Here is a 22753-nt window from a genome sequence, read left to right on the forward strand (position 1 = left end):
GGCACCGACTCTTCTCAACTCCCCTGTCGCGCCCGTGTGGTGAGGCTGTGGCGGGGCTGTGAGTGCCGGAGCTCGGCGGGGAGTGGCGGGACGGGTGGGGGTGGTGGGGGTGCGGGCGCGAGTGGGGGCGCGGGTGCGGGCGCCGGCGCGGGCGCGGGCAGGCGTACGGTGAACACCGTCCTGCCGGGGACGCTGTCCACGGTCACGGTGCCGCCGTGGGCGCTCACCACGGCCTGCACGATCGCCAGGCCCAGCCCCGTGGAACCGGTGGCGCGGGAGCGCGCCGAGTCGCCGCGCGCGAACCGTTCGAAGACGTGCGGCAGCAGCTCGGGCGGGATGCCCGGACCGTCGTCGTTCACGTCCACGCACAGCCACGCCCCCTCCCGGCGCACCCGCGCGGTGACCGTCGTACCCGGCGGGGTGTGGGTGCGGGCGTTGGCCAGCAGGTTGACGAGGACCTGCTGGAGGCGGGCGGCGTCCGCGTGGACGAGCGCGGGCTCGTCGGGCAGGCCGAGCCGCCAGACGTGGTCCCGGCCCGCGGCGCGCGCGTCGCTGACCGTGTCCACGACGAGCGGGACGAGGTCGGTCTGCTCGCACCGGAGCGGGCGGCCGGCGTCGAGGCGCGCGAGCAGCAGCAGATCCTCCACCAGGAGGGTCATCCGCGCCGCCTCGGACTCGATACGGCCGAGCGCGTGCCGGGTGTCGGGGCCGACCGCCTCCCGGCCGCGCCGGGTCAGCTCGGCGTAGCCGCGGATGGAGGCCAGCGGGGTCCTGAGCTCGTGGCTGGCGTCGGCGACGAACTGCCGGACCCGCGTCTCGCTGCGCTGGCGGGCGTGCAGGGCGCCGTGGACGTGGTCCAGCATCCGGTTGAGCGCGGCGCCGACCCGGCCGACCTCGGTGTGCGGGTCGCACTCCGACTCCGGGACCCGCTCGTCGAGGTTGACCTCGCCGCTGTGCAGGGGGAGTTCGGAGACCCGGGTGGCGGTGGCGGCGACCCGGCGCAGCGGGCGGGTGGCGACACCGACGATGACCGCGCCGGCGAGGGAGGCGGCGACCAGGCCGGCTGCGGTCACGCTGACCTCGACGAGGATCAGGGTGCTGACGGTGCCGGTGACGTCGGCGGTGGGGACGGCCACGTAGTAGCTGCCGTTGGGGCCGGTCTCGTAGCGGGCGAGGTAGCCGCCGAGGCCCGGGACGTCCACGGCGTGCGCCTTGTCGTCGCGGGGCACCGAGCCGAGCGCGGCGGTCTGGGAGGCGCTGAGCGACTCGCCGTTCAGCTGGGGGACGTTGTTGCCGTCGTTGGCCTTCCTGCCGACCCTGGCGTCCGTGATGGAGCCGTCGCGGACCTCGGCGGCGATGGTGCCGATGGGCTGCGGGCCGCGCTCGACGAACGAGGTCAGGTCGATCTTCCGGTGACTCTCCTCCGGCCCGACGCCCTGGTCTGTGTCCTGCCCGTCGCCCTGGCCTGCGTCTCGCCCGTCACCCTGTCCGGCGGGCGGGCCGGTGGTGTCGTCCGCGTCCTGCTCCGGCGGGACGAACCCGTGCGCGGCGCGGGCGGCGGCCTCCTTGAGCCGGCCGTCCAGCTGCTCGTAGAGGTGGGAGCGCAGGGCGAGGGTGGTCACCGTGCCGATCACCGCGCAGACGACGGCGATCAGCACCACGGAGGCGACGACCAGCCGCGTCCGCAGGGTGCGCGGCTGCCCCGGCCGGCGCCGCCGCGGACGCCGCTCCGGGGCCGGCCGCCGCCGCGGACGCGGAGCCCGCCGGCCGGTCACGACGCGGCGGGCTTGATCAGATAACCGGCGCCGCGGCGGGTGTGGATCATCGGCTCGCGGCCGGCGTCGATCTTCCGCCGCAGGTAGGAGATGTACAGCTCGACGACGTTCGCCTGCCCGCCGAAGTCGTACGACCACACCCGGTCGAGGATCTGCGCCTTGCTGAGCACCCGCCGCGGGTTGCGCATCAGGAAGCGCAGCAGCTCGAACTCGGTGGCGGTGAGGTGGATGGAGTCGCCGCCGCGGGTGACCTCGTGGCTGTCCTCGTCGAGGGTGAGATCGCCGACGACGAGGAGGGACTCGGAGCGGCGGTCGGCGGCGCCGGAGCGGCGGATCAGCCCGCGCAGCCGGGCGACGACCTCTTCCAGCGAGAAGGGCTTGGTGACGTAGTCGTCGCCGCCCGCGGTGAGTCCGGCGATACGGTCCTCGACGGCGTCCTTGGCGGTCAGGAACAGGACCGGGACGTCCGGCAGCTCGCGGCGCAGCCGCCCGAGCACGCTGAGCCCGTCCATGTCCGGCAGCATCATGTCGAGGACCACCGCGTCCGGCCGGAACTCCCGCGCGGTCCGCACGGCGCCCTGTCCGTCGCCCGCGGTACGGATCTGCCATCCCTCGTAGCGCAGGGCCATGGACAGCAGCTCGGTGATCGACAACTCGTCGTCCACCACGAGCACCCGGACGGGGCTCCCGTCCGGCCTCAGCAGTTCGGTGCGCCCCCGGGGCGAGATCGTGGTCATGCCAGCACCCTGTCGGGGTCCTCTGAGAGCGCCCTTTCGGCAACCTGTGATTTCCCTGAGAAACCCACAGGCGCGGCGGGCAAGGCGCGCGGCACGCTCGGCCGCCGGCCGCCCCACGGCTCCGGACCGGCCCACGGCTCCGGACCGGCCCGCGCTGCTCCGGAACGGTCCGCGCCGCTCGGACCAGCCCCCTCGGAACGGCCCGCACCGCTCAGAACAGCCGGTGCTGCTCGTGCTCGTCGGCGCCGCGCAGCCTGCGCACCGGCACGGACACCTCCTCCCCCGCGGCGGTCACGAGGTCCCACCCCCTCATCAGCCGCGTGTCGAGAACGACGACTCCGCCGCCCCCTCCGGTGTCCAGGTGCAGGTCGGGCCCGGCGGCCGCGACCAGCTTCCCGCCGACCTCCCCGCCGGGCACCAGCTCGGTCACCTCGGCGCCGGCGGGCGGGGCGGCGGCGAGCCCGAACGCGGCCACGTGGTCCACGGGCCGGAACGGCTGGACCTCCAGTGACTCCGGCCAGCCGTCGAGCGTGACCGCGCGGGCGTGCAGCTCGGCCGGCTCCGCCGCGCGCTCGGCCTCCGTCGGCGGCAGCGCGGCCCGCACCGCGCGCTTGTCGGCGTACGGAATGCGGTCCGGCACCCCGAGCGCGGCCCGCAGCAGCTCCTCCGCGCGCCGCGCCGCCATGAGGGGACCCACCCCCAGCCAGCTGAAACAGACCGCGCCCTGCTCCAGCAGCCGCGCGGACCCCCGCTCGACGGCCGTGATCCCGACCTTGCTCAGACCGGGCCCGAACCAGGCGAGGTAGACCCGGTACGGCCGCGGATCGTCCGCGACCGTGTCGGCCGCCACGGAGTGCGCCCGCTCCAGCCGCGCGCACTGCTCACACCGGGCCCCGACACTCCGCCCCGCGACCACGGCCCCCACCGGACACGCGTTCCCCCGGGCCCCCGCACACCGGCGCGCGCTCCCCTCCACGACCCGGAAGGCGACCCTCTTCCCCCATTCCAGCCCACTCCCCACCCCGCCCTCCCACCACAACACGGGCCCCCCGCGATCCCACCGCAGCCCCGCGCACTTCCAGATCCGAGTCATCCCTGTCGAGCGTAGGGGGAGGCACTGACAGTGCCACCGCACGTCGTCGGCGACGACGGCGCCGGTCGCACGCGAGGGCGGTGCGGGCGGGAAACACCGCCCCCTCACACAGGCGGCCGCACCCGGGCCAGCCCCCGCAACAGCCCCGGCGCGACCCGCGCCAGCACCCGCGCTCCCCGCGCCTCCGGCGTCACCGGCACCACCGCCTCGTTCCGCGCCACGGCCCGCAGCACCGCGTCGGCGACCTTCTCGGGCGGATAGTTGCGCAGCCCGTACAGCCGCACCGCCCGCTTCTGCCGCCGCAGTTCCTCCTCGGCCTCCGCCCCCGCGAACCGCGCCGTCGCGGTGATGTTCGTGTTCACCAGCCCGGGGCAGATCGCGCTGACCCCGATGCCCTGCCCGGCCAGCTCCGCCCGCAGGCACTCGCTGAGCATCAGCACCGCCGCCTTGGAGGTGCCGTACGCCGCCAGCACCCGGGACGGCTGGTACGCCGCCGCCGAGGCGACGTTGACGATGTGGCCGCCCTGCCCCCGCGCGGCCATCTGCCCGCCGAACAGCCGGCACCCGTGGATGACCCCCCACAGGTTGACGTCGAGGACCTTCCTCCAGTCCTCCGGGGTGGTGTCGAAGAACGAGCCGGACAGCCCGATCCCCGCGTTGTTCACGAGCACGTCCACGACGCCGTACGCCGCGGCCACCCGCTCCGCGAGCTCCTCCATCTGCCGCTCGTCGGAGACGTCCACCGTCTCCGCCCACGCCGCCGGCGCCCCCAGCAGCCGCGCCGTCCCGGCCGTACGGGCCGCCCCTTCCGCGTCCCGGTCGACGGCGATCACCCGCGCCCCGGCCTCGGCGAACGCGTACGCCGTGGCCCGCCCGATCCCGCTGCCCGCGCCGGTGACCAGCACGAGCTGCCCGCCGAACCGCTCGGCGTGCCGCCCGCTCCCGGCCACCGGGGCGGTGCGCCCGTCCTCCACGCCGGTCACGAAATCGTCGATCCACGCGGCGAGCTGGTCGGGCCGCGTCCGTGGCACCCAGTGGCGGGCGTTCAGCGTCCGCCGGGTCAGCCGCGGGACCCACCGCTCCAGCTCGTCGTACAGCTTCTCGGAGAGGAACACGTCCCCGAGGGGCGTGACGAGCTGCACGGGCACGTGCGCGTACGCGTCCGCGCGGGGCCGCCGCAGCCGCGCGCGGACGTTGTCGCGGTACAGCCACGCCCCGTGGGCGGCGTCCTCGGGCAGCGAGCCGGTCGGATACGCACCGCGTGGTGTCCGCTCGAAACGTTCCAGGAGCCGCGGCCACGCCTTGCCCAGCGGCCCGCGCCAGGCGCGTTCGGGCAGGCCGGGCGTGTGCAGCAGGTAGACGTACCAGGACTTGGCGCCCTGCCCGAGGAGCTGACCGACCCGGCGCGGGGTGGGCCGCTTGAGGCGCTTGTCGATCCAGTGCCCGAAGTGGTCGAGGGAGGGCCCGGAGATCGAGGTGAAGGAGGCGACGCGCCCCTCGGTGCGCCGGACCGTGACGAACTCCCAGGACTGCACCGAGCCCCAGTCGTGCCCGACCAGGTGCACCGGCCGGCCGGGGCTGACCGCGTCGACGACGGCGAGGAAGTCGTCGGTCAGCTTCTCCAGCGTGAACCCGCCCCGCAGCGGCCGCGGAGCCGTGGAACGGCCGTGGCCGCGCACGTCGTAGAGAACCACGTGGAAGCGGCCGGCGAGGCGGGCCGCGACCTCCGACCAGACCTCCTTGCTGTCCGGATAGCCGTGCACCAGGACGACCGTCGGACGCCCGGGGTCACCCAGCTCGGCCACGCACAGCTCCACGCCCCCGGTCCGCACCCAGCGCTCCCGCGCGCCCCTGAGCACCGTCACGTCTCCTCCGTCCAGCGCCGCGCGCGCGGCAGATCGTCGTCGAGCCGGAAGGCGCTCTCCTCGGGGTCCCGGGAGCCGGTGACGGCCAGGATCTCCTCGGACTTCGCGCCGGCGCCCCGGAAGCCGGGACGGGGTCCGACCGCCCACGGACCGGGCTGCGGCGGGTGGTCGGAGACGTGCTCGCCCCGCACGGGGTGGGGGCCGGGTAAGCCTGGACAGCCGATGCCGGCCGTGTACCCGCGGTGCGCGGGGGCCATGTCGAGGATCGATGGCGTCCCCGGCTCCAGCCGCGCGGCCACGGCCTCCGCACACGCGTACCCCGGCCGCCGGCCCCGCCGGAACCCGCCCGGTTCCGTCGCGGAGAGCGAGCCCGTCACCGCCGCCCCCGCCGCCGCGCGGTCGCCCCCGCGGCCGTCGCGGTCGCCCCCGCGGTCGTCACGGTCGTCGCCGCTGTCGTCGCGGTCATCGCCGCTGTCGTCATGCCCCGCCCCCTTCGCCTGCGCCGCACACCTCCCGGCTGCTCTACGCGTCCGTGACGTGACGGGAGCGAATCTCCCAGCCTGTTAGAGTCCGCGTCAACAGGCGTGATCGAGGTCGCCGAAAAAGGAGGGAAAAGGCCCTGTTCGGAGGCGTTCCGTAGCTCTCAGGCACGGCATCCCCTACGGGCCCGTACGACTGGAGTCTGACGCGAGGACAGCTCTGCGGGGTGACGACCGGGCGTGTGCGGCGTCACTACCGTCTTCGACGTGACTGTGATCGCGACCGAAAGCCTGAGCAAGCGGTTCCCCCGGGTGACCGCGCTTGACCGGCTCTCCGTGGACGTCGGGCCCGGTGTCACCGGGCTCGTCGGAGCCAACGGTGCCGGCAAGTCCACACTGATCAAGATCCTGCTGGGCCTGTCCCCGGCCACCGAGGGCCGCGCCGAAGTGCTCGGACTCGATGTCGCCACCGAGGGCGCCGCCATCCGCGAGCGCGTCGGGTACATGCCGGAGCACGACTGCCTGCCGCCCGACGTCTCCGCCACCGAGTTCGTCGTGCACATGGCCCGGATGTCCGGCCTCCCGCCCGCCGCCGCCCGCGAACGCACCGCGGACACCCTGCGGCACGTGGGGCTGTACGAGGAGCGGTACCGCCCCATGGGCGGCTACTCCACGGGCATGAAGCAGCGCGTCAAGCTCGCCCAGGCCCTCGTCCACGACCCGCAGCTGGTCTTCCTGGACGAGCCCACCAACGGCCTGGACCCGGTCGGCCGCGACGACATGCTCGCCCTGATCCGCCGCATCCACACCGACTTCGGCATCTCGGTCCTGGTCACCTCCCACCTCCTCGGCGAGCTGGAACGCACCTGTGACCACGTCGTCGTCATCGACGGCGGCAAGCTGCTGCGCTCCAGCTCCACCACCGACTTCACCCAGACCACGACCACCCTCGCGATCGAGGTCACCGACAGCGACGAGCACCCCGACGGCACCCGCGCGCTGCGCGAGGCGCTCGCCGCGCGCGGCATCACCGTCGAGCACGGCGGCAGCCTGCCCGGCGCCGGCCACGTCCTCCTCCTGACCGCCCAGGGCGAGGAGACGTACGACCTGGTCCGCGACACCGTCGCCGGCCTGGGCCTCGGCCTGGTCCGCATGGAGCAGCGCCGCCACCACATCTCGGAGGTCTTCCAGGAGACCGGCGACCAGCGGAAGGAGGCCGTGGGCCATGGCAGTTGAGCAGCCCGTCACCGCCCCCGCGGGCGACCAGACCCGCATCCACAACATCGGCTACCGCAGCTACGACGGCCCCCGCCTCGGCCGCGCCTACGCCCGCCGTTCCCTGTATTCGCAGTCCCTGCGCGGCGCGTACGGCCTCGGCCGCTCGGCCAAGTCCAAGGTGCTGCCGATGCTGCTGTTCGTGGTGATGTGCCTGCCGGCGGGCATCCTGGTCGCCGTGGCCGTCGCCACCAAGGCCAGCGAACTCCCGCTCGACTACACCCGCTACGCGATCCTCCTCCAGGCCGTGATCAGCCTGTACGTCGCGTCGCAGGCCCCGCAGGCGGTCTCCCTGGACCTGCGCTTCAAGACGGTCCCGCTGTACTTCTCGCGGCCGATGGAGACCGCCGACTACGTCCGCGCCAAGTACGCGGCGCTGGCCTCGGCGATGTTCCTGCTGACCGCCACCCCGCTGATCGTGCTCTACGCCGGCGCGCTGCTCGCCAAGCTGGACTTCGCCGAACAGACCAAGGGATTCGCGCAGGGACTCGTCTCCGTGGCACTGCTCTCGCTGCTCTTCGCCGGGATCGGCCTGGTCATCGCCGCGGTCACGCCGCGCCGGGGCTTCGGCGTCGCGGCCGTGATCGCCGTGCTGACCATCTCCTACGGCGCGGTGTCCACCCTCCAGGCCATCGCCTTCGAACAGGAGACCACCGAGGCCATCGGCTGGATCGGCCTCTTCTCCCCGATCACCCTGATCGAGGGAGTCCAGTCCGCGTTCCTCGGCGCCACGTCGACGTTCCCCGGCAACACCAACCCCACCGACGCCCAGGGCGCCGTCTACGTCCTCGTCACCCTCGGCCTCATCGCCGGCTGCTACGGCCTGCTGATGCGCCGCTACCGGAAGGTCGGCCTGTGACCACGCTCAGCATCGACCACGTCTCCCGCTGGTTCGGCAACGTGGTCGCCGTCAACGACATCACCATGACGATCGGCCCCGGCGTCACCGGCCTGCTCGGCCCCAACGGCGCCGGGAAGTCCACCCTGATCAACCTCATGGGCGGCTTCCTCGCCCCCTCCACCGGCACCGTCACCCTCGACGGACAGCCCGTGTGGCGCAACGAGCGGATCTACCGGCACATCGGCATCGTCCCCGAGCGGGAGGCGATGTACGACTTCCTCACCGGCCGCGAGTTCGTCCTCGCCAACGCCGAACTGCACGGCCTGGGCGCCAAGGAGGCCCAGAAGGCGCTGGCCACGGTGGAGATGGAGTACGCGCAGGACCGCAAGATCGCCACCTACTCCAAGGGCATGCGGCAGCGCGTGAAGATGGCGAGCGCCCTCGTCCACGACCCGTCGCTGCTCCTGCTCGACGAGCCCTTCAACGGCATGGACCCGCGCCAGCGGATGCATCTGATGGACCTGCTGCGGCGGATGGGCGACGAGGGCCGCACGGTGCTGTTCTCCTCCCACATCCTCGAAGAGGTCGAGCAGCTGGCCTGGCACATCGAGGTGGTGGTCGCGGGACGGCACGCGGCCAGCGGCGACTTCCGCAAGATCCGCCGGCTGATGACCGACCGCCCGCACCGCTACCTGGTCCGCTCCAGCGACGACCGGGCCCTCGCCGCCGCGCTGATCGCCGACCCGTCGACCGCCGGCATCGAGGTGGACCTCGCCGAGGGCGCGCTGCGCATCCAGGCGGTCGACTTCGGCCGCTTCACCACCCTGCTGCCCAGGGTGGCCCGGGAGCACGGCATCCGCCTGCTGACGGTCTCGCCGTCCGACGAGTCCCTCGAGTCCGTCTTCTCGTATCTGGTCGCGGCGTAGGAGGCCGAAATGTACGACCCCACCGTCGCCCGGCTCACCTACCGGGCCCTGCTCGGCCGCCGCCGGGCCCTCATCCTCGGCGCGCTGCCGCTGCTGCTGATCGTGATCGCCGTCGTGGTGCGCACCCTGTCCGGCGCGGACGACCAGACGGCCGCGAACGTCCTCGGCGGCTTCGCGCTGGCCACCATGGTGCCGATCATCGGCGTCATCGCCGGCACCGGCGCGATCGGCCCGGAGATCGACGACGGCTCCGTGGTGTATCTGCTGTCCAAGCCGCTGAAGCGGCCCACGATCATCTACACCAAGCTGATCGTCGCCATCGCCGTGACCATGGTCTTCTCGGCGGTCCCGACCCTGGTGGCGGGCCTGATCCTCAACGGCAACGGCCAGCAGATCGCCGTCGCCTACACGGTCGCCGCGCTCGTCGCCTCCATCGCCTACGCAGCGCTGTTCCTGCTGCTCGGCACCGTCTCCCGGCACGCCGTGGTGTTCGGCCTGGTCTACGCGCTGGTCTGGGAGGCCCTGTTCGGCTCCCTGGTTCCGGGCGCCCGCACGCTGAGCGTCCAGCAGTGGTCGCTGGCCGTCGCCCAGAAGGTCTCCGGCGGCGACCTCATCACCTCCGACGTGAGCCTGACCACGGCGGCGGTCCTGCTGGCCGCGGTGACCGTCCTCGCCACCTGGTACGCCGGCCGGAAGCTGCGCACGCTGACGCTGGCCGGAGAGGAGTAGACGCACCCGGACGCTCCCCGGACGCTCCTGGTGCGGGCAGACCGCCAGGGAATCGAACGTACGGACGCATTAATCGATGGCGCCGGACTCCTCCGCCCCGGCACAGTGGTGGACGTCCCACCACGAGCCGGGAGAGGAGTTCGGCAATGCCCCTGCACGGCAGTACACCGGACTTCCGACAGGGCAGCCGGCCCGCGGCCTCCGGAGCAGCCGTTACCGCTCCGTAGGGCCCGCGGAACACGGGGAGCTGCCCGGGGCGGCCGCTTCGAGCACGCGAGCGCCGAGCCCGCGTGGGCCGCCCACCCGGAGGATTGGCCGAGAGGTAAGGCACCGGCTTGCTAAGCCGCGGTCGGGGGTCACCCCCGCGCACGTTCGATCCGTGCATCCTCCGCAGATCACAGGCAGATGTACATGCAGGACCAAGCGCAGATGCAGCAGCACAGCAGCAGCCCGCGGAAACAGAAGCAGCAGCGCTGAGCCCCCGGGCCTCAGCCCAGCAACCGCTCCAGCACGACCGCGATGCCGTCCTCCTCGTTGGAGGACGTCACCTCGTCGGCGACCGCCTTCAGCTCCTCGTGCGCGTTGAGCATGGCCACACCGTGGGCCGCCCAGCCGAACATCGGGATGTCGTTGGGCATGTCGCCGAAGGCGATCGTGTCGGCCGCCTTCACGCCGAGCCGCCGCGCCGCCAGGGACAGGCCCGTGGCCTTGGACAGGCCGAGCGGCAGCAGCTCCACGATGCCCTCGCCCGCCACGACCACGGTGACGAAGCCGCCGGCCGCGCGCGTGGCGATCTCCGCCAGCTCGTCGTCCCCGAGGTCCGGGTGCTGGATGTAGAGCTTGTTCAGCGGGGCGGTCCACAGGTCGGCCGCGTCCGAGAAGGGCGTGGCGGGCAGGGTGCCCTGCACTTCGTAGCCCGGCCCGACCAGGACATCGCCGTCCAGGCCGTCCCGGCTCGCCGCGAGGTACAGCGGGCCGACCTCCGCCTCGATCTTGGCCAGCGCCACCCCGGCCAGCTGCCGGTCCAGCGTCACCGAGGTCAGCAGCCGGTGCTCCCCGGCGTGGTAGACCTGCGCGCCCTGGCCGCACACGGCGAGGCCGTCGTAGCCCAGGTCGTCGAGGATGTGCCGGGTCCACGGGACCGCGCGCCCGGTGACGACGATGTGCGCGGCGCCCGCCGCGGAGGCCGCGGCGAGCGCGTCACGGGTGCGCCGCGAGACCGACTCGTCGGAGCGCAGCAGCGTCCCGTCGAGGTCGGTGGCGATCAGCCGGTACGGGAACCCGGTGGCGTCACTCACTTGGCGACCGGCTCCAGGACCTCACGGCCGCCCAGGTAGGGACGCAGCACCTCGGGCACGCGCACCGAGCCGTCGGCCTGCTGGTGGTTCTCCAGGATCGCCACGATGGTGCGCGGTACGGCGCACAGGGTGCCGTTGAGCGTGGCCAGCGGGCGGACCTGCTTGCCCTCGCGGACCCGGATCGACAGCCGGCGGGACTGGAACTCGGTGCAGTCCGAGGTCGAGGTCAGCTCGCGGTACTTGCCCTGGGTCGGGATCCACGCCTCGCAGTCGAACTTGCGGGCGGCCGAGGAGCCGAGGTCGCCGGAGGCGACGTCGATCACCCGGAACGGCAGCTCCAGCGAGGTCAGCCACTGCTTCTCCCACTCCAGCAGCCGCTGGTGCTCCGCCTGGGAGTCCTCGGGAGCCACGTACGAGAACATCTCGACCTTGTCGAACTGGTGCACGCGGAAGATGCCGCGGGTGTCCTTGCCGTGCGAGCCGGCCTCGCGGCGGAAGCAGGGCGAGAAGCCCGCGTAGCGCAGCGGCAGGCGGTCCGCGTCGATGATCTCGTCCATGTGGTACGCGGCGAGCGCCACCTCGGAGGTGCCGACCAGGTACAGGTCGTCGTTCGGGAGGTGGTACACGTCCTGCGCGGCCTGGCCGAGGAAGCCGGTGCCGGCCATCGACTGCGGGCGCACCAGCGCGGGCGTCAGCATCGGCGTGAAGCCCGCCGCCGTGGCCTGCGCCATCGCGGCGTTGACCAGCGCCAGCTCCAGCAGGGCGCCGACGCCGGTGAGGAAGTAGAAGCGGGAGCCGGACACCTTCGCGCCGCGCTCCACGTCGATGGCGCCGAGCCGCTGGCCCAGCTCCAGGTGGTCCTTGGGCTCGAAGCCCTCGGCGGCGAAGTCGCGGATCGTGCCGTGCGTCTCCAGCGTGACGAAGTCCTCCTCGCCGCCGACGGGCACGTCGGGGTGGACGAGGTTGCCGAGCTTGAGCAGCAGCTCCTGGGTCTCGGCGTCGGCCGCGTCGCGCTCGGCGTCGGCGGCCTTGACGTCGGCCTTCAGCTGTTCGGCACGCTTGAGCAGCTCGGCCTTCTCGTCGCCGGAGGCCTTGGGGATCAGCTTGCCGAGCGACTTCTGCTCGGAGCGCAGCTCGTCGAAGCGGACGCCGGACGACCTGCGCCGCTCGTCGGCAGACAGGAGAGCGTCGACGAGCGCGACGTCCTCTCCACGGGCACGCTGGGAGGCGCGCACACGGTCGGGGTCCTCACGGAGCAGGCGAAGGTCAATCACGCGCTCCAGGCTACCGGTGCGGGGTGACGGCTCACGAACCCCTATTCCGCGTCGCGGCTTACGTTCCGTTATGGGTTAATTGCCCGGTGTGGTGGGTGACGTCAATAAAAGGATCTCGCTCGCCGGAACGGGGCATGGCGCACGAGCCCTTGTTGACCGGATTTCCTTGTGGAGAACGGGACTTGAGGGCGCCCTGACCGCGGAAATCCACAGCCCGGAAAAGTTATCCACAGGCTGTGCGAAAGTTCTGTGGACATCGGAATTGATCATTCCGAATCGGGCGATCGGAGCGAAGAATTCGTGATCCACCCCTGCTCCCGCCCCACTTTCGAGTGGAAATGGGTCGCCCCAAAGGATTGATCGAAGGAAACGGGTGGACGAAGGGTGACCTGTGCACCTGTGGACGCCCTTGCCGCCTGTAGGGCGATTTGTCGACTGAGTGGCGCTTCGTTGTCGACTTGTCCCCAGGTCGAGAAGCGGACCTGTGGATAACTTCTGTGGATAACCACGATCAGCAGGTAGGACTGTCCGGAAACGGCCCTAGAAGCGGCCGTCCTGGCAGCGCGCCACCCAGTCCGCCGCCGCCGTGAACTCCTGGTCCGAGGTGCCCTGCCGCGGCGGCAGCACCTCACCCGGCCGGGCGTCGGCCCGCGGGTACGACCCGAGGAAGCGCACCTGGAGACAGATCCGCTTCAGCCCCATCAGCGCCTCCGCGACCCGGCGGTCCGAGATATGGCCCTCGGCGTCGATGCAGAAGCAGTAGTTGCCGATGCCCGCGCCCGTCGGACGGGACTGGAGCAGCATCAGGTTGATGCCCCGGGAGGCGAACTCGCCCAGCAGATCGCGCAGCGCACCCGGATGGTCGTCGCGCTGCCACAGCACCACGGACGTCTTGTCCGCACCGGTCGGCGCCGCGGGCCGGGCCGGACGGCCCACCAGCACGAACCGCGTCTGGGCGTTCTCCGCGTCGTGGATCCCGGTCTCCAGCGGCTCCAGGCCGTACCGGGCCGCCGCGAACTCCCCCGCGAAGGCGGCGTCGTAGCGCCCCTCCTGCACCAGCCGGGCGGCGTCCGCGTTCGAGGCGGCCGACTCCCAGGTGGCGTCCGGCAGATTCCGCCTCAGCCAGTTGCGCACCTGCGGCTGGGCGGCCGGGTGGGCGGAGACCGTCTTGATGTCCGACAGCCGGGTGCCCGGCCGCACCAGCAGCGCGAAGGTGATCGACAGCAGCACCTCGCGGTAGATCATCAACGGGTCGCCCGCGACGAGTTCGTCGAGCGTGGTGGTGATACCGCCCTCGACGGAGTTCTCGATCGGCACGAACGCCGCCTCGGCCTCGCCGGTCCGCACCGCGTCCAGCGCGGACTGCACCGACACATAGGGGATCAGCTCCCGGGTCGCCGCCTCCGGAAGCGTGCGCAGGGCGACTTCGGTGAAGGTGCCTTCAGGGCCGAGATACGCATAGCTCGCTGGCATGACCTCACCCTAATGGGCCCGTCGTACGCCGGCTGGTACGTCTCACCGAAGCCCCACCGGGGAGTGACACCGCGGCCCCGCCACCGGCCGAAGCCACCGCCCGGCCCGATCCGCCGCCCGGCCCGATCCGCAGCCGCTCACCCCTCCAGCAGCCGCTGCCCCACGTACTCGCCCTCCGCCGCCCCGCCCGGCACCGCGAACAGCCCGCTCGCCTCGTGCCGGATGAACCGCGACAGCGCGTCTCCGCGGTCCAGCTTGCGCTGCACCGGCACGAAACCGCGCAGCGGATCCGCCTGCCAGCAGATGAACAGCAGCCCCGCGTCCGGCACCCCGTCGGCGTCGATGCCGTCGTGGAAGGAGAAGGGCCGCCGCAGCATCGCCGCGCCGCCGTTCTGGTCGGGCCGGGTGATCCGGGCGTGCGCGTCGACCGGCACGACGAGATTGCCCTCGGCGTCGGTCTTCTCCAGGTCCATCTCGGTGGTCTCGTCACCCCCGGACAGCGGCGCCCCGTCGGACTTGCGGCGCCCGATGACGGCCTCCTGCGCCGGCAGCGACAGCCTCTCCCAGTCGTCGAGGAGCATCCGGATCCGGCGTACGACGGCGTAGGAGCCGTTCGCCATCCAGTCGGGCTCCCCGCTCTCCGGCACGAAGATCCGCCGGTCGAAGTCGGGCTCGTCCGGCTTCGGATTGCGGGTGCCGTCGACCTGCCCCATCAGGTTGCGGGCCGTCATGGGGTGGGCGGTGGCGCCCGGCGAGCGGTTGAAGCCGTTCATCTGCCAGCGCACCCGCGCCGCGGCGCCCGCGTCCTTTTGGATCGCGCGCAGCGCGTGGAAGGCGACCAGGGCGTCGTTGGCCCCGATCTGCACCCACAGATCACCGTTGCTGCGCCCCTTGTCCAGCTGGTCGGAGGAGAAGTCGGGCAGCGGGTCGAGGGCGACCGGGCGCCGCTTCTCCAGGCCCGTACGGCCGAAGAAGCTGTGACCGAAGCCGAACGTGACCGTCAGCGAGGACGGTCCGGCGTCCCGGGCGACGCCGGTGTCGTCCTGGCCGGCCGGTTCGCCCGCCATCAGCCGCCGGGCCGTCTCCGACCAGCGGCGCAGCAGCGCGGCGGCCTCCTTGCGGCCCGCGCCGGGGGCGAGGTCGAAGGCGACCAGATGGCCGCGGGACTGCATCGGGGTGGTGATGCCGGGCTGATGTTTCCCGTGAAACATCACCTGCTCGGCGCCCAGCGCGGTGAGCGGGATCGCCGGGGAGGGTGCCGCGGCGTGGCCCACGGCACCGCCCGCGGCGCCGAGCACCAGCCCGGTCGCCCCGGCGGTGCCGAGCAGCCGGCGGCGTGAGATGCCCCCGCCGGGGCCCGACGCGGCTCCCGCGAGGGGCGCGCCGGGCCTGCGGGCCTGCGGGGCGGACGGGTCAGCCGTGTGGTCAGCCATGGTGTGCGGTTCAGCCGATCTGCGCGTTCTTGTCGACGGTCACCTGGTCGATGTCGGAGGTCCGCACGGTCACCGCGATCTTCCACTCGCCCGCCATGGGGATCTGCACTCCGCTCGCCGACCAGTGTCCGGTGGTGATGTGGTCGGGGACGACGGGCAGCGGCCCGATGTCCTGCGACTCCAGGGTGAAGGCGACCTTCACCTCGGGGACGTCGAAGACCCGGCCGTCGGGCCGCGTCACATAGACGTGCATGTCGTTGGCCCCGGTGCGCGCGGGGTCGAGGTCGATGCGGACGACGCCCTTGCCGTCCTCGCCGCCGGTGTCGAACGGCATGTCCAGCGTGACGGTCCCGGTCGCGGACGCCGAGGACGAGGCCGACGTGGCCGCCTTGGCCTCTTCCTCGGTACGGCCCGGCTCGGTGGACGTGAGCATGGTCGTGACCGCCAGCAGGACGACCGCGACCCCCGCCTCGGCGAGCACCGAGCGGCGCAGGCCGGACCGGTTGGGGTCGGCGTCCCGCAGCCGCTTCTGCCGTGCCGCGTCGACGGCGGCCCGCTGCCGGGCGAGCTGCGCGGCCCGCTCCGGGTCGGCCTCGGTCGTCTCCGCGCCGGCCTCGGACGCGGCCGTACCGGCGCCGCCGGTCCGCGCGGCCACCCGCTCCGCGCGCCCGTCGCGCGCCGCACCGTCCGTCTCCACGGCATCCGACGCGTCCTCGGTACCCGCGGCAGCCGCGCCACCCGCCGCTGCCGTGTCCGCCGGCACCGCGTCCGGCACCGCCGTGTCCGTCAGCCGCCCGGTCCACCGCCGCGAGATCCACGCGACCCCGACCAGCAGGACCACGAGCGCCACCTTCACGCACAGCAGCTGCCCGTACCGGGTGCCGGTGAGCGCAGACCAGGAGCCGACCTGGCGCCAGGACTGGTAGAGCCCGGTCGCGGCCAGGACCAGCACACTGCCGAAGGCCACCCGCGAGAAGCGCCGTACGGCCGTGGCGCCCAGCGGTGTCCCGGCGGGGGCCCGGTGGAGCGCGACGAGCAGCGTGACCAGCCCGCCGAGCCAGGCCGCGACCGCCAGCAGATGCACCACGTCGACGGGCATGGCGATCCCCGGCTGCAGTCCGGTGGAGGCGTGCTCGGCCATGGCCCAGCTCGCGGCGAGCCCGGCGGCCACGACGACCCCGCCGACGCCGAGCCCGAAGGCCAGATCCCGGCTCTCCTTCTCGGCGGCCTCGTCCCCGCCCTCGACGTCCCCGCGCTCCGCGCCCTCCACGCCGCCCTCGATCTGCTTGGCGTACGCCCCGAAGAGCACCGCCATGAACAGCGCCGCCGCGGCGAGCAGCAGCAGCCGTGACACCAGGGCCGCACCGGTCTTGGTCTGCAGCACCTGCCCCAGCAGCTCCAGGTCGAAGACGTCCCCGAACTTCCCGGACGACGTGTAGGACCCGCGCAGGAGCAGCAGCCCGAGCGTCGCGGCGGTCAGCGTCACCCAGCCGGAGACGACCAGCCGCTGCACGGCCCGTACGCCCGTGCCGCGCGGCCAGCAGGCCAGCGTGAACGCGGCACCGCCGGCGAGCACGAGGAACCCGGCGTACGACGCGTAGCGCCCGAGCCCGTAGAGGAACCCGACGGCTCCGCCGCCCGCGGTCTGCTCGGCCACGGTGACGCTGGTCGCGGAGGGCGCGCCGATGGAGAAGGTGAACGCCCCGGCGACGGGATGACTGTCCGCCGACACCACCTGGTAGGACACGGTGTAGGTGCCGTCGGGCAGGCCCGGCCGCAGCGTCACGCTGTAGGTCGCGCCCGTGCCGCGCGCCTCGCCGGTGTCCGCGCGCTCGCCCTTCGGGCCGAGCACCCGCAGCGAGTCGTCGGACAGCGAGACCGTCTCCGAGAAGGTCAGGGAGACCTGTTCGGGCGCCTTGTCGACGACCGCGCCCTGCCGGGGGTCGCTGCCGGTGAGCGCGGCGTGCGCGGAGGCCGGCGCCGCGCCGGCGAGCAGCGCGGCGGCGACGGCCAGAAGCAGCAGCACCAGACTCCGGACGCGCGGGGCGGCGGTCTGCGTCACGGTGTTCCCTCTCTCAGTGTCCGGACGGGGGGCGGTACGTCGCCGGCTTCACCGGCAGTTCGACGGTGACCGGGTCGGTCCCGGCGAAGTGCAGTTCGACCTCGACCGTCTCACCCTGCTTGGGCTTGCGCGTGAGCTTCTCGAACATCAGGTGGTTCCCGCCGCTCTCCAGCACCAGTTCACCGTGGGCGGGCACCTCGGCGTCGGTCATCTCCCGCATCGCGGAGCCGACGGTCTCGTGCACGGTGACCTCGCCGAGGTCGCTGGTGACCTCGGTCAGCTCGGCGGCGGTGCCGCCGTCGTTGGTGATGGTGAGGAACCCGGCGGCCATGGAGGCGGAGACCGGCTGGGGCATGTAGGCGCCGCTGACGGAGAGGTCGGGCCCGTCAGCGGAGCCGGAGTCCGCGCCGGAGCCGCAGCCGGCGAGGGCGAGCGCCCCGGCCGTGAGCAGGGCGGCGACCGTGGCCGGCCGCCTCCGGCCAGCCGCGGGCCGCCTCACGGCTTCTTCCCCTCGACCAGCTTCGGCAGGTCCTTGATGTAGTCGTCCACGGTGGCGTCCTCGCCGTAGAGGACGTACCCGGCGTCGGTCTTCGGGGAGAAGGCGACGACCTGGGTGCCGTGCATGGAGACGACCTTGCCCTTCTCCTTCTTCGGCGGCTCGATGGAGATGCCGAGGGTACGGGCGCCGGCCTGGATGGTGGCGAAGTCGCCGGTCAGGCCGACGGCCTGCGGGTCGATGCCCTTCAGCCAGGTGCGGAGCGCCTCCGGGGTGTCCCGCTCGGGGTCGGTCGTGACGAAGACGACGCGCAGCTCGTCCTGCTGCGCCTTCGGCAGCTGCTTCTTGGCGACGGCGATGTTGTTCATCGTCAGCGGGCACACGTCGGGGCAGTTGGTGTAGCCGAAGTAGATCAGCGTCGGCTTGCCCGCGGTCTCCTCGCGGAGGTCGTACTTCTCGCCGCGGGTGTCCGTCAGCACCAGGTCCGGCTTCTCGAACGGCTGGTCGAGGACGGTGGCGGCCTTGTCGGAGCCGGGCTCCTCGGAGACCACCGAGACGGGCGAGCCCGAGGAGGCGTCCTCGCCGCCGCAGGCGGACAGGGTGAGGGTGGCGGCGGCGGTCAGGGCGAGCGCCGCGAGCGTCTTGTTGCGCACAGAGAGCATGGAGAGTGGTCCCAGATGTGAGTTGCCCGGTGGGCGCCGGGCCGGACGTGGCCCGGCGCCCACCGCGAGCGGAATGAGTTTCAGGCGTCGGAGCGCCGGCGGCCGGCCAGAACGCCGTACGCCACACCGGTCCCGCCGACGACGATGCCGACGACGCCGAGGACGCGTGCGGTGGTGTCGGTGCCGTCCCCGGAGTCCTCGGACGCGGTCGTCTGCGCGGACGCCTCGTCGGCCTTCTCCCCGGAGTCCTCGGCCTCGTCGCCGGAACCGGAGGACGCGTCGGACGCGCCGTGGCTGTGGCCGTCCGCGGCGTCGGCCAGGGGCAGCACGGGCGCTGGGCTGTCCGGCTCTTCCTGGCCCTCCTGCGGCACCTCGATCCAGCGCACGACCTCCTTGTTGGAGTACGTCTGGATCGCCTTGAAGACCAGTTCGTCGGCGTCCTCGGGCAGCTGGCCGATGGAGACGGGGAACTTCTGCAGGAAGCCGGGCTCGATGCCGTCGCCCTTCGCCGTCCAGGTGATCCTGGAGACGGCCTCGGTGATCTTCTCGCCGTGCGACTCGATCGGCTTGTCCAGCTCGGTCTTGGTGACCTTGACGTCCCAGCCGTCGACCGGCACCGGCAGCGCCGAGGTCAGCGGGTGGTCGCTCGGGAAGCTGACCTCCAGCTTGGTGGTCGAGGCGTTGTCCCGCTCGTTCGGGACGCGGAAGTCCACGATCGCGTAGCCGCCCTTGGCGGCCGTCCCCTCGGGCTGCACGGTGACGTGCGCGAAGGCGGGCACGGACAGGGCGATGACGGCTGAGGCGGCGAGGGCGCCGGCGGCGGCGATACGGGAAGCCTTCATGGCGATGAGCACTCCACTTCGAGTGAAAAGTCCGGTGATGGACCACTGACGGTCCACCGCTGAGAAGAGGTACGTACGCGCGCGAGCGACACCCACCGCCGGACGACGGGCACCACCACGGACGACCGACCATCGAACGACGACCGGCACCATCGCGAATGGCCCCGCCATCGAAGGACGACCGGCACCACCCCGGATGGCCCACCATCGGACGACGGCCGGCACCACCCAGGACGGCCCGCACCATCACAAGCGGCCCGCACCATCACAGACGGAAGGCACCGTCGGAGACGGGACGCACCGCCGCGGTCGGTTCGGCGCCGTCGGCGAGACGGCCCGCGTCGTCGAAGGCGGCTGCGCACGCGCGCGCGTGCCGCGCGACAGCGGCGCTCTTCCCCGCACGGCCGGCCGGAACGAGGTCCGGGGTGGAGTGAGGGGCGCGTCGCGTCAGGCGGCGAGAAGGAACTCCTCGGCCGGCGGGCCGCGCCGGATCACGGTGTGCTGGAGTACGAGCGTGCGCGGCTCGCGCACTTCCGGCCCCGCGGCGCACGGGACGCGCGGCCCGGCGTGCGGCGCGGCCACGAGCCCGGCGCACAAGGCGCGCGCCAGCGCGAGCGCCCCGCGCAGGAAACCGGCGAGCGCCCCCTCGGCGACGGCCTCCGCCGACAGCCCGAGGATGCGCAGCAGCGCCAGATCCCCGCGCCGCAGCAGCCACCCCGCGGCGAGTCCCGCCAGCAGGTGGCCGAGCAGCATCGGCAGGGACGGCAGCAGCGAGGCCCAGGACCCCGACGCGGTGGACAGGGCGTCCCCCGGCTGGTGCGCCAGGTGGGTGCCCGGGTCGATCCGGGCGTCCGCGAGGATGCGCCGGGCCTGGTCGGGGCTGAGGGCCGCGGCGGTGGTGCCGCACACCAGCCGCGCGGCCTGCCGGACGAGCGAGGCGTCCGCCGCCGTCGAGGCGGTCGCGGCGCTCGCCGTGGTGTGCTGCCCCAGCCCGAAGAGCATGTGCAGAACCGTTTGCCCGCCCGTCAGCAGGGCCGCGATCCCCGGCAGCGACCGCGCGCGTCCGGCGAGCGGCGCGACGACGAGGGCCGCCCCGAGGAAGCCCACGCCCAGCGTCCACAGCGGCACCGCGGCGCAGGACGCCAGCGCGTGACCGGCCGCGGCCAGCACGACGCAGACCGCGGCGAAGACCGCGGCCCGCAAGACCCGGAGATCTCCTCCGGAGCGCGCCGGGCGCTGATGGGGGGCAGACATGGCGGCCTCATCATCCCACTGGCCCCAGGCCCGGCGTACGCCAGGTCCGCAAAATCGCCGACTGACGCATTCGGCCCCACATACACCGATTGGCGCCCCGGGCACATCCCCCGTATGGGCGGCATCACGCTGACGGAGGGCTTACACGCGGGTGCGGGCGGTAATACGTAACGGTATGTCGAGCCGCCGCCACGCGTACGGCGCCCAGGAGGCTGGAGCATGAGCATCTGGTGGTCACTGCATCTGCGGCGCGACGCCGCGAGCGTGCCGCTCGCCCGGCGTCTGCTGCTCGGCACGATGGAGACGGCGGGCGTCGACCCGGAGGTCTCCTACGACCTCTCCGTCGCCCTCACCGAGGCCTGTGCGAACGCCGTCGAGCACGGCGGCGGCCGTTCCTCCGGCGCGTTCCGCGTCACGGCCTACCTGGACGGCGAGAAGTGCCGGATCGAGGTGACCGACTCGGGTCCGGGCTTCGCGCGCGCCCCCTCCCGCACGGCCCGCGTCCCGGCCTCCGACGAGGCCGAGCACGGCCGCGGCCTGTGCCTCATCCGGGAGCTCGCGGACCACGTGCACTTCGCCAACCGGCCGGGCCGCGGCGGCGCGGTGGTCAGCTTCGACAAGATCCTCAAGTGGCGCGACAACGCACCGCTGATGACCGCGTCCTGACCCGCTCGAACGCACCCGGTCCACCCGATCCACCCGATCGCGCCCGCCGTACGACGAAGGCCGGGCACCCTCTTGGCACCCGGCCCTCCCCCGTCCGGCCTCAGCCCGTCAGCGAGGCCATCCACTCCTCGACCTCGTCGGACCGCCGCGGCAGCGCGGCGCTCAGGTTCCGGTTGCCGTCCTCGGTGACGAGGATGTCGTCCTCGATCCGCACCCCGATGCCCCGGTACTCCTCCGGCACGGTCAGGTCGTCGGCCTGGAAGTACAGGCCCGGCTCCACCGTCAGGCACATCCCCGGCTCCAGCGTGCCGTCGACGTACGTCTCGGTGCGCGCGGCGGCGCAGTCGTGGACGTCCATGCCGAGCATGTGCCCGGTGCCGTGCAGCGTCCAGCGCCGCTGCAGCCCCAGCTCCAGCACCCGCTCGACCGGGCCCTCGACGAGCCCCCACTCGACCAGCTTCTCGGCCAGCACCCGCTGGGCGGCGTCGTGGAAGTCGCGGTACTTCGCGCCCGGCTTCACCGCCGCGATCCCGGCCTCCTGGGCCTCGTACACGGCGTCGTAGATCTTCTTCTGGATCTCCGTGAAGCGGCCGCTGACCGGCAGCGTGCGGGTGACGTCGGCGGTGTAGTACGTGTGGGTCTCCACGCCCGCGTCGAGCAGCAGCAGGTCACCGGCGCGCACGGGCCCGTCGTTGCGCACCCAGTGCAGCGTGCAGGCGTGCGGGCCGGCCGCGGCGATCGTGCCGTAACCGACGTCGTTGCCCTCCACGCGCGCGCGGAGGAAGAAGGTGCCCTCGATGTACCGCTCGGAGGTCGCCTGCGCCTTGTCGAGGACCTTCACCACGTCCTCGAAGCCGCGCACGGTCGAGTCGACCGCCTTCTGCAGCTCACCGATCTCGAAGTCGTCCTTGACCAGCCGCATCTCGGAGAGGAAGACCCGCAGCTCCTCGTCGCGCTCGGCGGTGACCTTGTCGGTCAGCGCGGCCTCGACGCCGGCGTCGTAGCCGCGCACGACGCGCACGGGGCCGGTGGCCTCGCGCAGCTTGCCGGTCAGCTCGCGCACGTCGGAGGCGGGGATGCCGTACAGCTTCTCGGCCTCGGTGAGGGAGTGGCGGCGGCCGACCCACAGCTCGCCCTGGCCGTCCAGCCAGAACTCGCCGTTCTCGCGGTCGGAGCGGGGCAGCAGGTAGATCGTGGCCTGGTGGCCGTCGGCGGTGGGCTCCAGGACCAGGACGCCGTCCTCGGTCTGGTTGCCGGTGAGGTAGGCGTACTCGACCGACGCGCGGAAGGGGTACTCCGTGTCGTTGGAGCGGGTCTTCAGGTTGCCCGCGGGGATCACCAGGCGCTCGCCGGGGAAGCGGGCGGACAGCGCGGCGCGGCGGGCGGCGGTGCGGCCGGCCTGGGGGATGGGCTCCAGGTCGCGCAGCTCGGTGTCGGCCCAGCCGGTCCTCATGTTCTCGGCCAGCTCGTCGGACACGCCCGGGTACAGTCCGTTCTTCCGCTGCTTGATCGGCTCTTCGGTCTCTTCCGGGGTCTCCGGGGTGAGCTCGTCCGCCACGGTCATCCTCCTAGG

Annotated in this window: 20 protein-coding genes and 1 tRNA gene; 6 read left to right on the forward strand and 15 right to left on the reverse strand. The window is 73.0% G+C overall.

The features are described from left to right. Positions 1-14 precede the first annotated feature (14 nt). From G7Z13_RS17100 to G7Z13_RS17120, 5 genes are all read right to left on the reverse strand, one after another. Complete coding sequence (locus G7Z13_RS17100) at positions 15-1775, reverse strand: HAMP domain-containing sensor histidine kinase (protein ID WP_166000278.1); 1761 nt, start codon at positions 1773-1775, stop codon at positions 15-17. Further along, on the reverse strand, positions 1772-2512 hold the full coding sequence (locus G7Z13_RS17105) for a response regulator transcription factor (protein ID WP_166000279.1): 741 nt from the start codon (positions 2510-2512) through the stop codon (positions 1772-1774). The genes G7Z13_RS17100 and G7Z13_RS17105 overlap by 4 nt, the downstream gene beginning before the upstream one ends. Positions 2513-2723: 211 nt before the next feature. After that, entirely contained in the window at positions 2724-3605 is an 882-nt protein-coding gene (locus G7Z13_RS17110) for a DUF2797 domain-containing protein (protein WP_166000281.1), read from the reverse strand. Positions 3606-3709: 104 nt separating this feature from the next. Further along, the gene (locus tag G7Z13_RS17115; RefSeq protein WP_166000283.1) at positions 3710-5470 is read right to left on the reverse strand and encodes an SDR family oxidoreductase; all 1761 of its coding nucleotides are present in this window, start codon (positions 5468-5470) and stop codon (positions 3710-3712) included. Continuing rightward, positions 5467-5847, reverse strand: a complete 381-nt coding sequence (locus G7Z13_RS17120) for a hypothetical protein (RefSeq protein WP_166000284.1) — start codon at positions 5845-5847, stop codon at positions 5467-5469. Before G7Z13_RS17120 ends, G7Z13_RS17115 begins: the two co-directional genes overlap by 4 nt. A 375-nt stretch (positions 5848-6222) precedes the next feature. Here G7Z13_RS17120 and G7Z13_RS17125 point away from each other — a divergent pair, with 375 nt between their 5' ends. The 5 genes from G7Z13_RS17125 (at position 6223) to G7Z13_RS17145 (ending at position 10111) form a co-directional block, all read left to right on the forward strand. Beyond that, positions 6223-7185, forward strand: a complete 963-nt coding sequence (locus G7Z13_RS17125; protein WP_166005029.1) for an ABC transporter ATP-binding protein — start codon at positions 6223-6225, stop codon at positions 7183-7185. Next, positions 7175-8083 (forward strand): ABC transporter permease, encoded by a 909-nt coding sequence (locus G7Z13_RS17130; protein ID WP_166000286.1) that lies wholly within the window; start codon positions 7175-7177, stop codon positions 8081-8083. Before G7Z13_RS17125 ends, G7Z13_RS17130 begins: the two co-directional genes overlap by 11 nt. After that, a complete protein-coding gene (locus G7Z13_RS17135) occupies positions 8080-8991 on the forward strand; it encodes an ABC transporter ATP-binding protein (RefSeq protein ID WP_166000288.1) in 912 nt (303 codons plus the stop codon). Before G7Z13_RS17130 ends, G7Z13_RS17135 begins: the two co-directional genes overlap by 4 nt. A 9-nt stretch (positions 8992-9000) precedes the next feature. Further along, positions 9001-9720 carry an ABC transporter permease subunit gene (locus G7Z13_RS17140; RefSeq protein WP_166000290.1) on the forward strand — a complete coding sequence of 240 codons (720 nt, stop codon included), beginning with the start codon at positions 9001-9003 and terminating at the stop codon, positions 9718-9720. 305 nt (positions 9721-10025) lie between these two features. Then, positions 10026-10111: transfer RNA gene (locus G7Z13_RS17145), tRNA-Ser, on the forward strand. A 97-nt stretch (positions 10112-10208) separates the two neighbouring features. On the opposite strand, the gene G7Z13_RS17150 is transcribed toward G7Z13_RS17145, so the two are convergent. The 9 genes from G7Z13_RS17150 to G7Z13_RS17190 form a co-directional block, all read right to left on the reverse strand. After that, complete coding sequence (locus G7Z13_RS17150) at positions 10209-11018, reverse strand: HAD family hydrolase (protein WP_166000291.1); 810 nt, start codon at positions 11016-11018, stop codon at positions 10209-10211. Beyond that, positions 11015-12292 carry a serine--tRNA ligase gene (gene serS / locus G7Z13_RS17155; protein WP_166000293.1) on the reverse strand — a complete coding sequence of 426 codons (1278 nt, stop codon included), beginning with the start codon at positions 12290-12292 and terminating at the stop codon, positions 11015-11017. Before serS ends, G7Z13_RS17150 begins: the two co-directional genes overlap by 4 nt. Before the next feature lie 540 nt (positions 12293-12832). Continuing rightward, positions 12833-13765: a prephenate dehydratase gene (gene pheA, locus G7Z13_RS17160; protein WP_166000295.1), complete on the reverse strand. Its 933-nt coding sequence runs from the start codon at positions 13763-13765 to the stop codon at positions 12833-12835. 137 nt (positions 13766-13902) lie between these two features. Continuing rightward, complete coding sequence (gene efeB, locus G7Z13_RS17165; protein ID WP_166000297.1) at positions 13903-15198, reverse strand: iron uptake transporter deferrochelatase/peroxidase subunit; 1296 nt, start codon at positions 15196-15198, stop codon at positions 13903-13905. A 10-nt stretch (positions 15199-15208) separates the two neighbouring features. Then, positions 15209-17260, reverse strand: coding sequence for a copper resistance protein CopC (locus G7Z13_RS17170; protein WP_166000299.1), 2052 nt, complete (start codon positions 17258-17260; stop codon positions 15209-15211). A 13-nt stretch (positions 17261-17273) separates the two neighbouring features. Further along, positions 17274-17759, reverse strand: coding sequence for a copper chaperone PCu(A)C (locus G7Z13_RS17175; protein ID WP_166000301.1), 486 nt, complete (start codon positions 17757-17759; stop codon positions 17274-17276). Beyond that, positions 17756-18409: an SCO family protein gene (locus tag G7Z13_RS17180; RefSeq protein ID WP_166005030.1), complete on the reverse strand. Its 654-nt coding sequence runs from the start codon at positions 18407-18409 to the stop codon at positions 17756-17758. The genes G7Z13_RS17175 and G7Z13_RS17180 overlap by 4 nt, the downstream gene beginning before the upstream one ends. A gap of 89 nt (positions 18410-18498) precedes the next feature. Next, positions 18499-19260, reverse strand: coding sequence for a YcnI family protein (locus G7Z13_RS17185; protein WP_166000303.1), 762 nt, complete (start codon positions 19258-19260; stop codon positions 18499-18501). A gap of 447 nt (positions 19261-19707) precedes the next feature. Then, positions 19708-20514, reverse strand: coding sequence for a hypothetical protein (locus G7Z13_RS17190; RefSeq protein WP_166000305.1), 807 nt, complete (start codon positions 20512-20514; stop codon positions 19708-19710). A gap of 219 nt (positions 20515-20733) precedes the next feature. Here G7Z13_RS17190 and G7Z13_RS17195 point away from each other — a divergent pair, with 219 nt between their 5' ends. After that, on the forward strand, positions 20734-21180 hold the full coding sequence (locus tag G7Z13_RS17195) for an ATP-binding protein (RefSeq protein WP_166000307.1): 447 nt from the start codon (positions 20734-20736) through the stop codon (positions 21178-21180). 100 nt (positions 21181-21280) lie between these two features. Here the strand turns inward: G7Z13_RS17195 and G7Z13_RS17200 are convergent, their stop codons facing one another. After that, positions 21281-22738, reverse strand: coding sequence for an aminopeptidase P family protein (locus tag G7Z13_RS17200; protein WP_206313085.1), 1458 nt, complete (start codon positions 22736-22738; stop codon positions 21281-21283). Positions 22739-22753 lie beyond the last annotated feature (15 nt).

The sequence above is a fragment of the Streptomyces sp. JB150 genome (assembly GCF_011193355.1).
Taxonomy (GTDB): Bacteria; Actinomycetota; Actinomycetes; order Streptomycetales; family Streptomycetaceae; genus Streptomyces.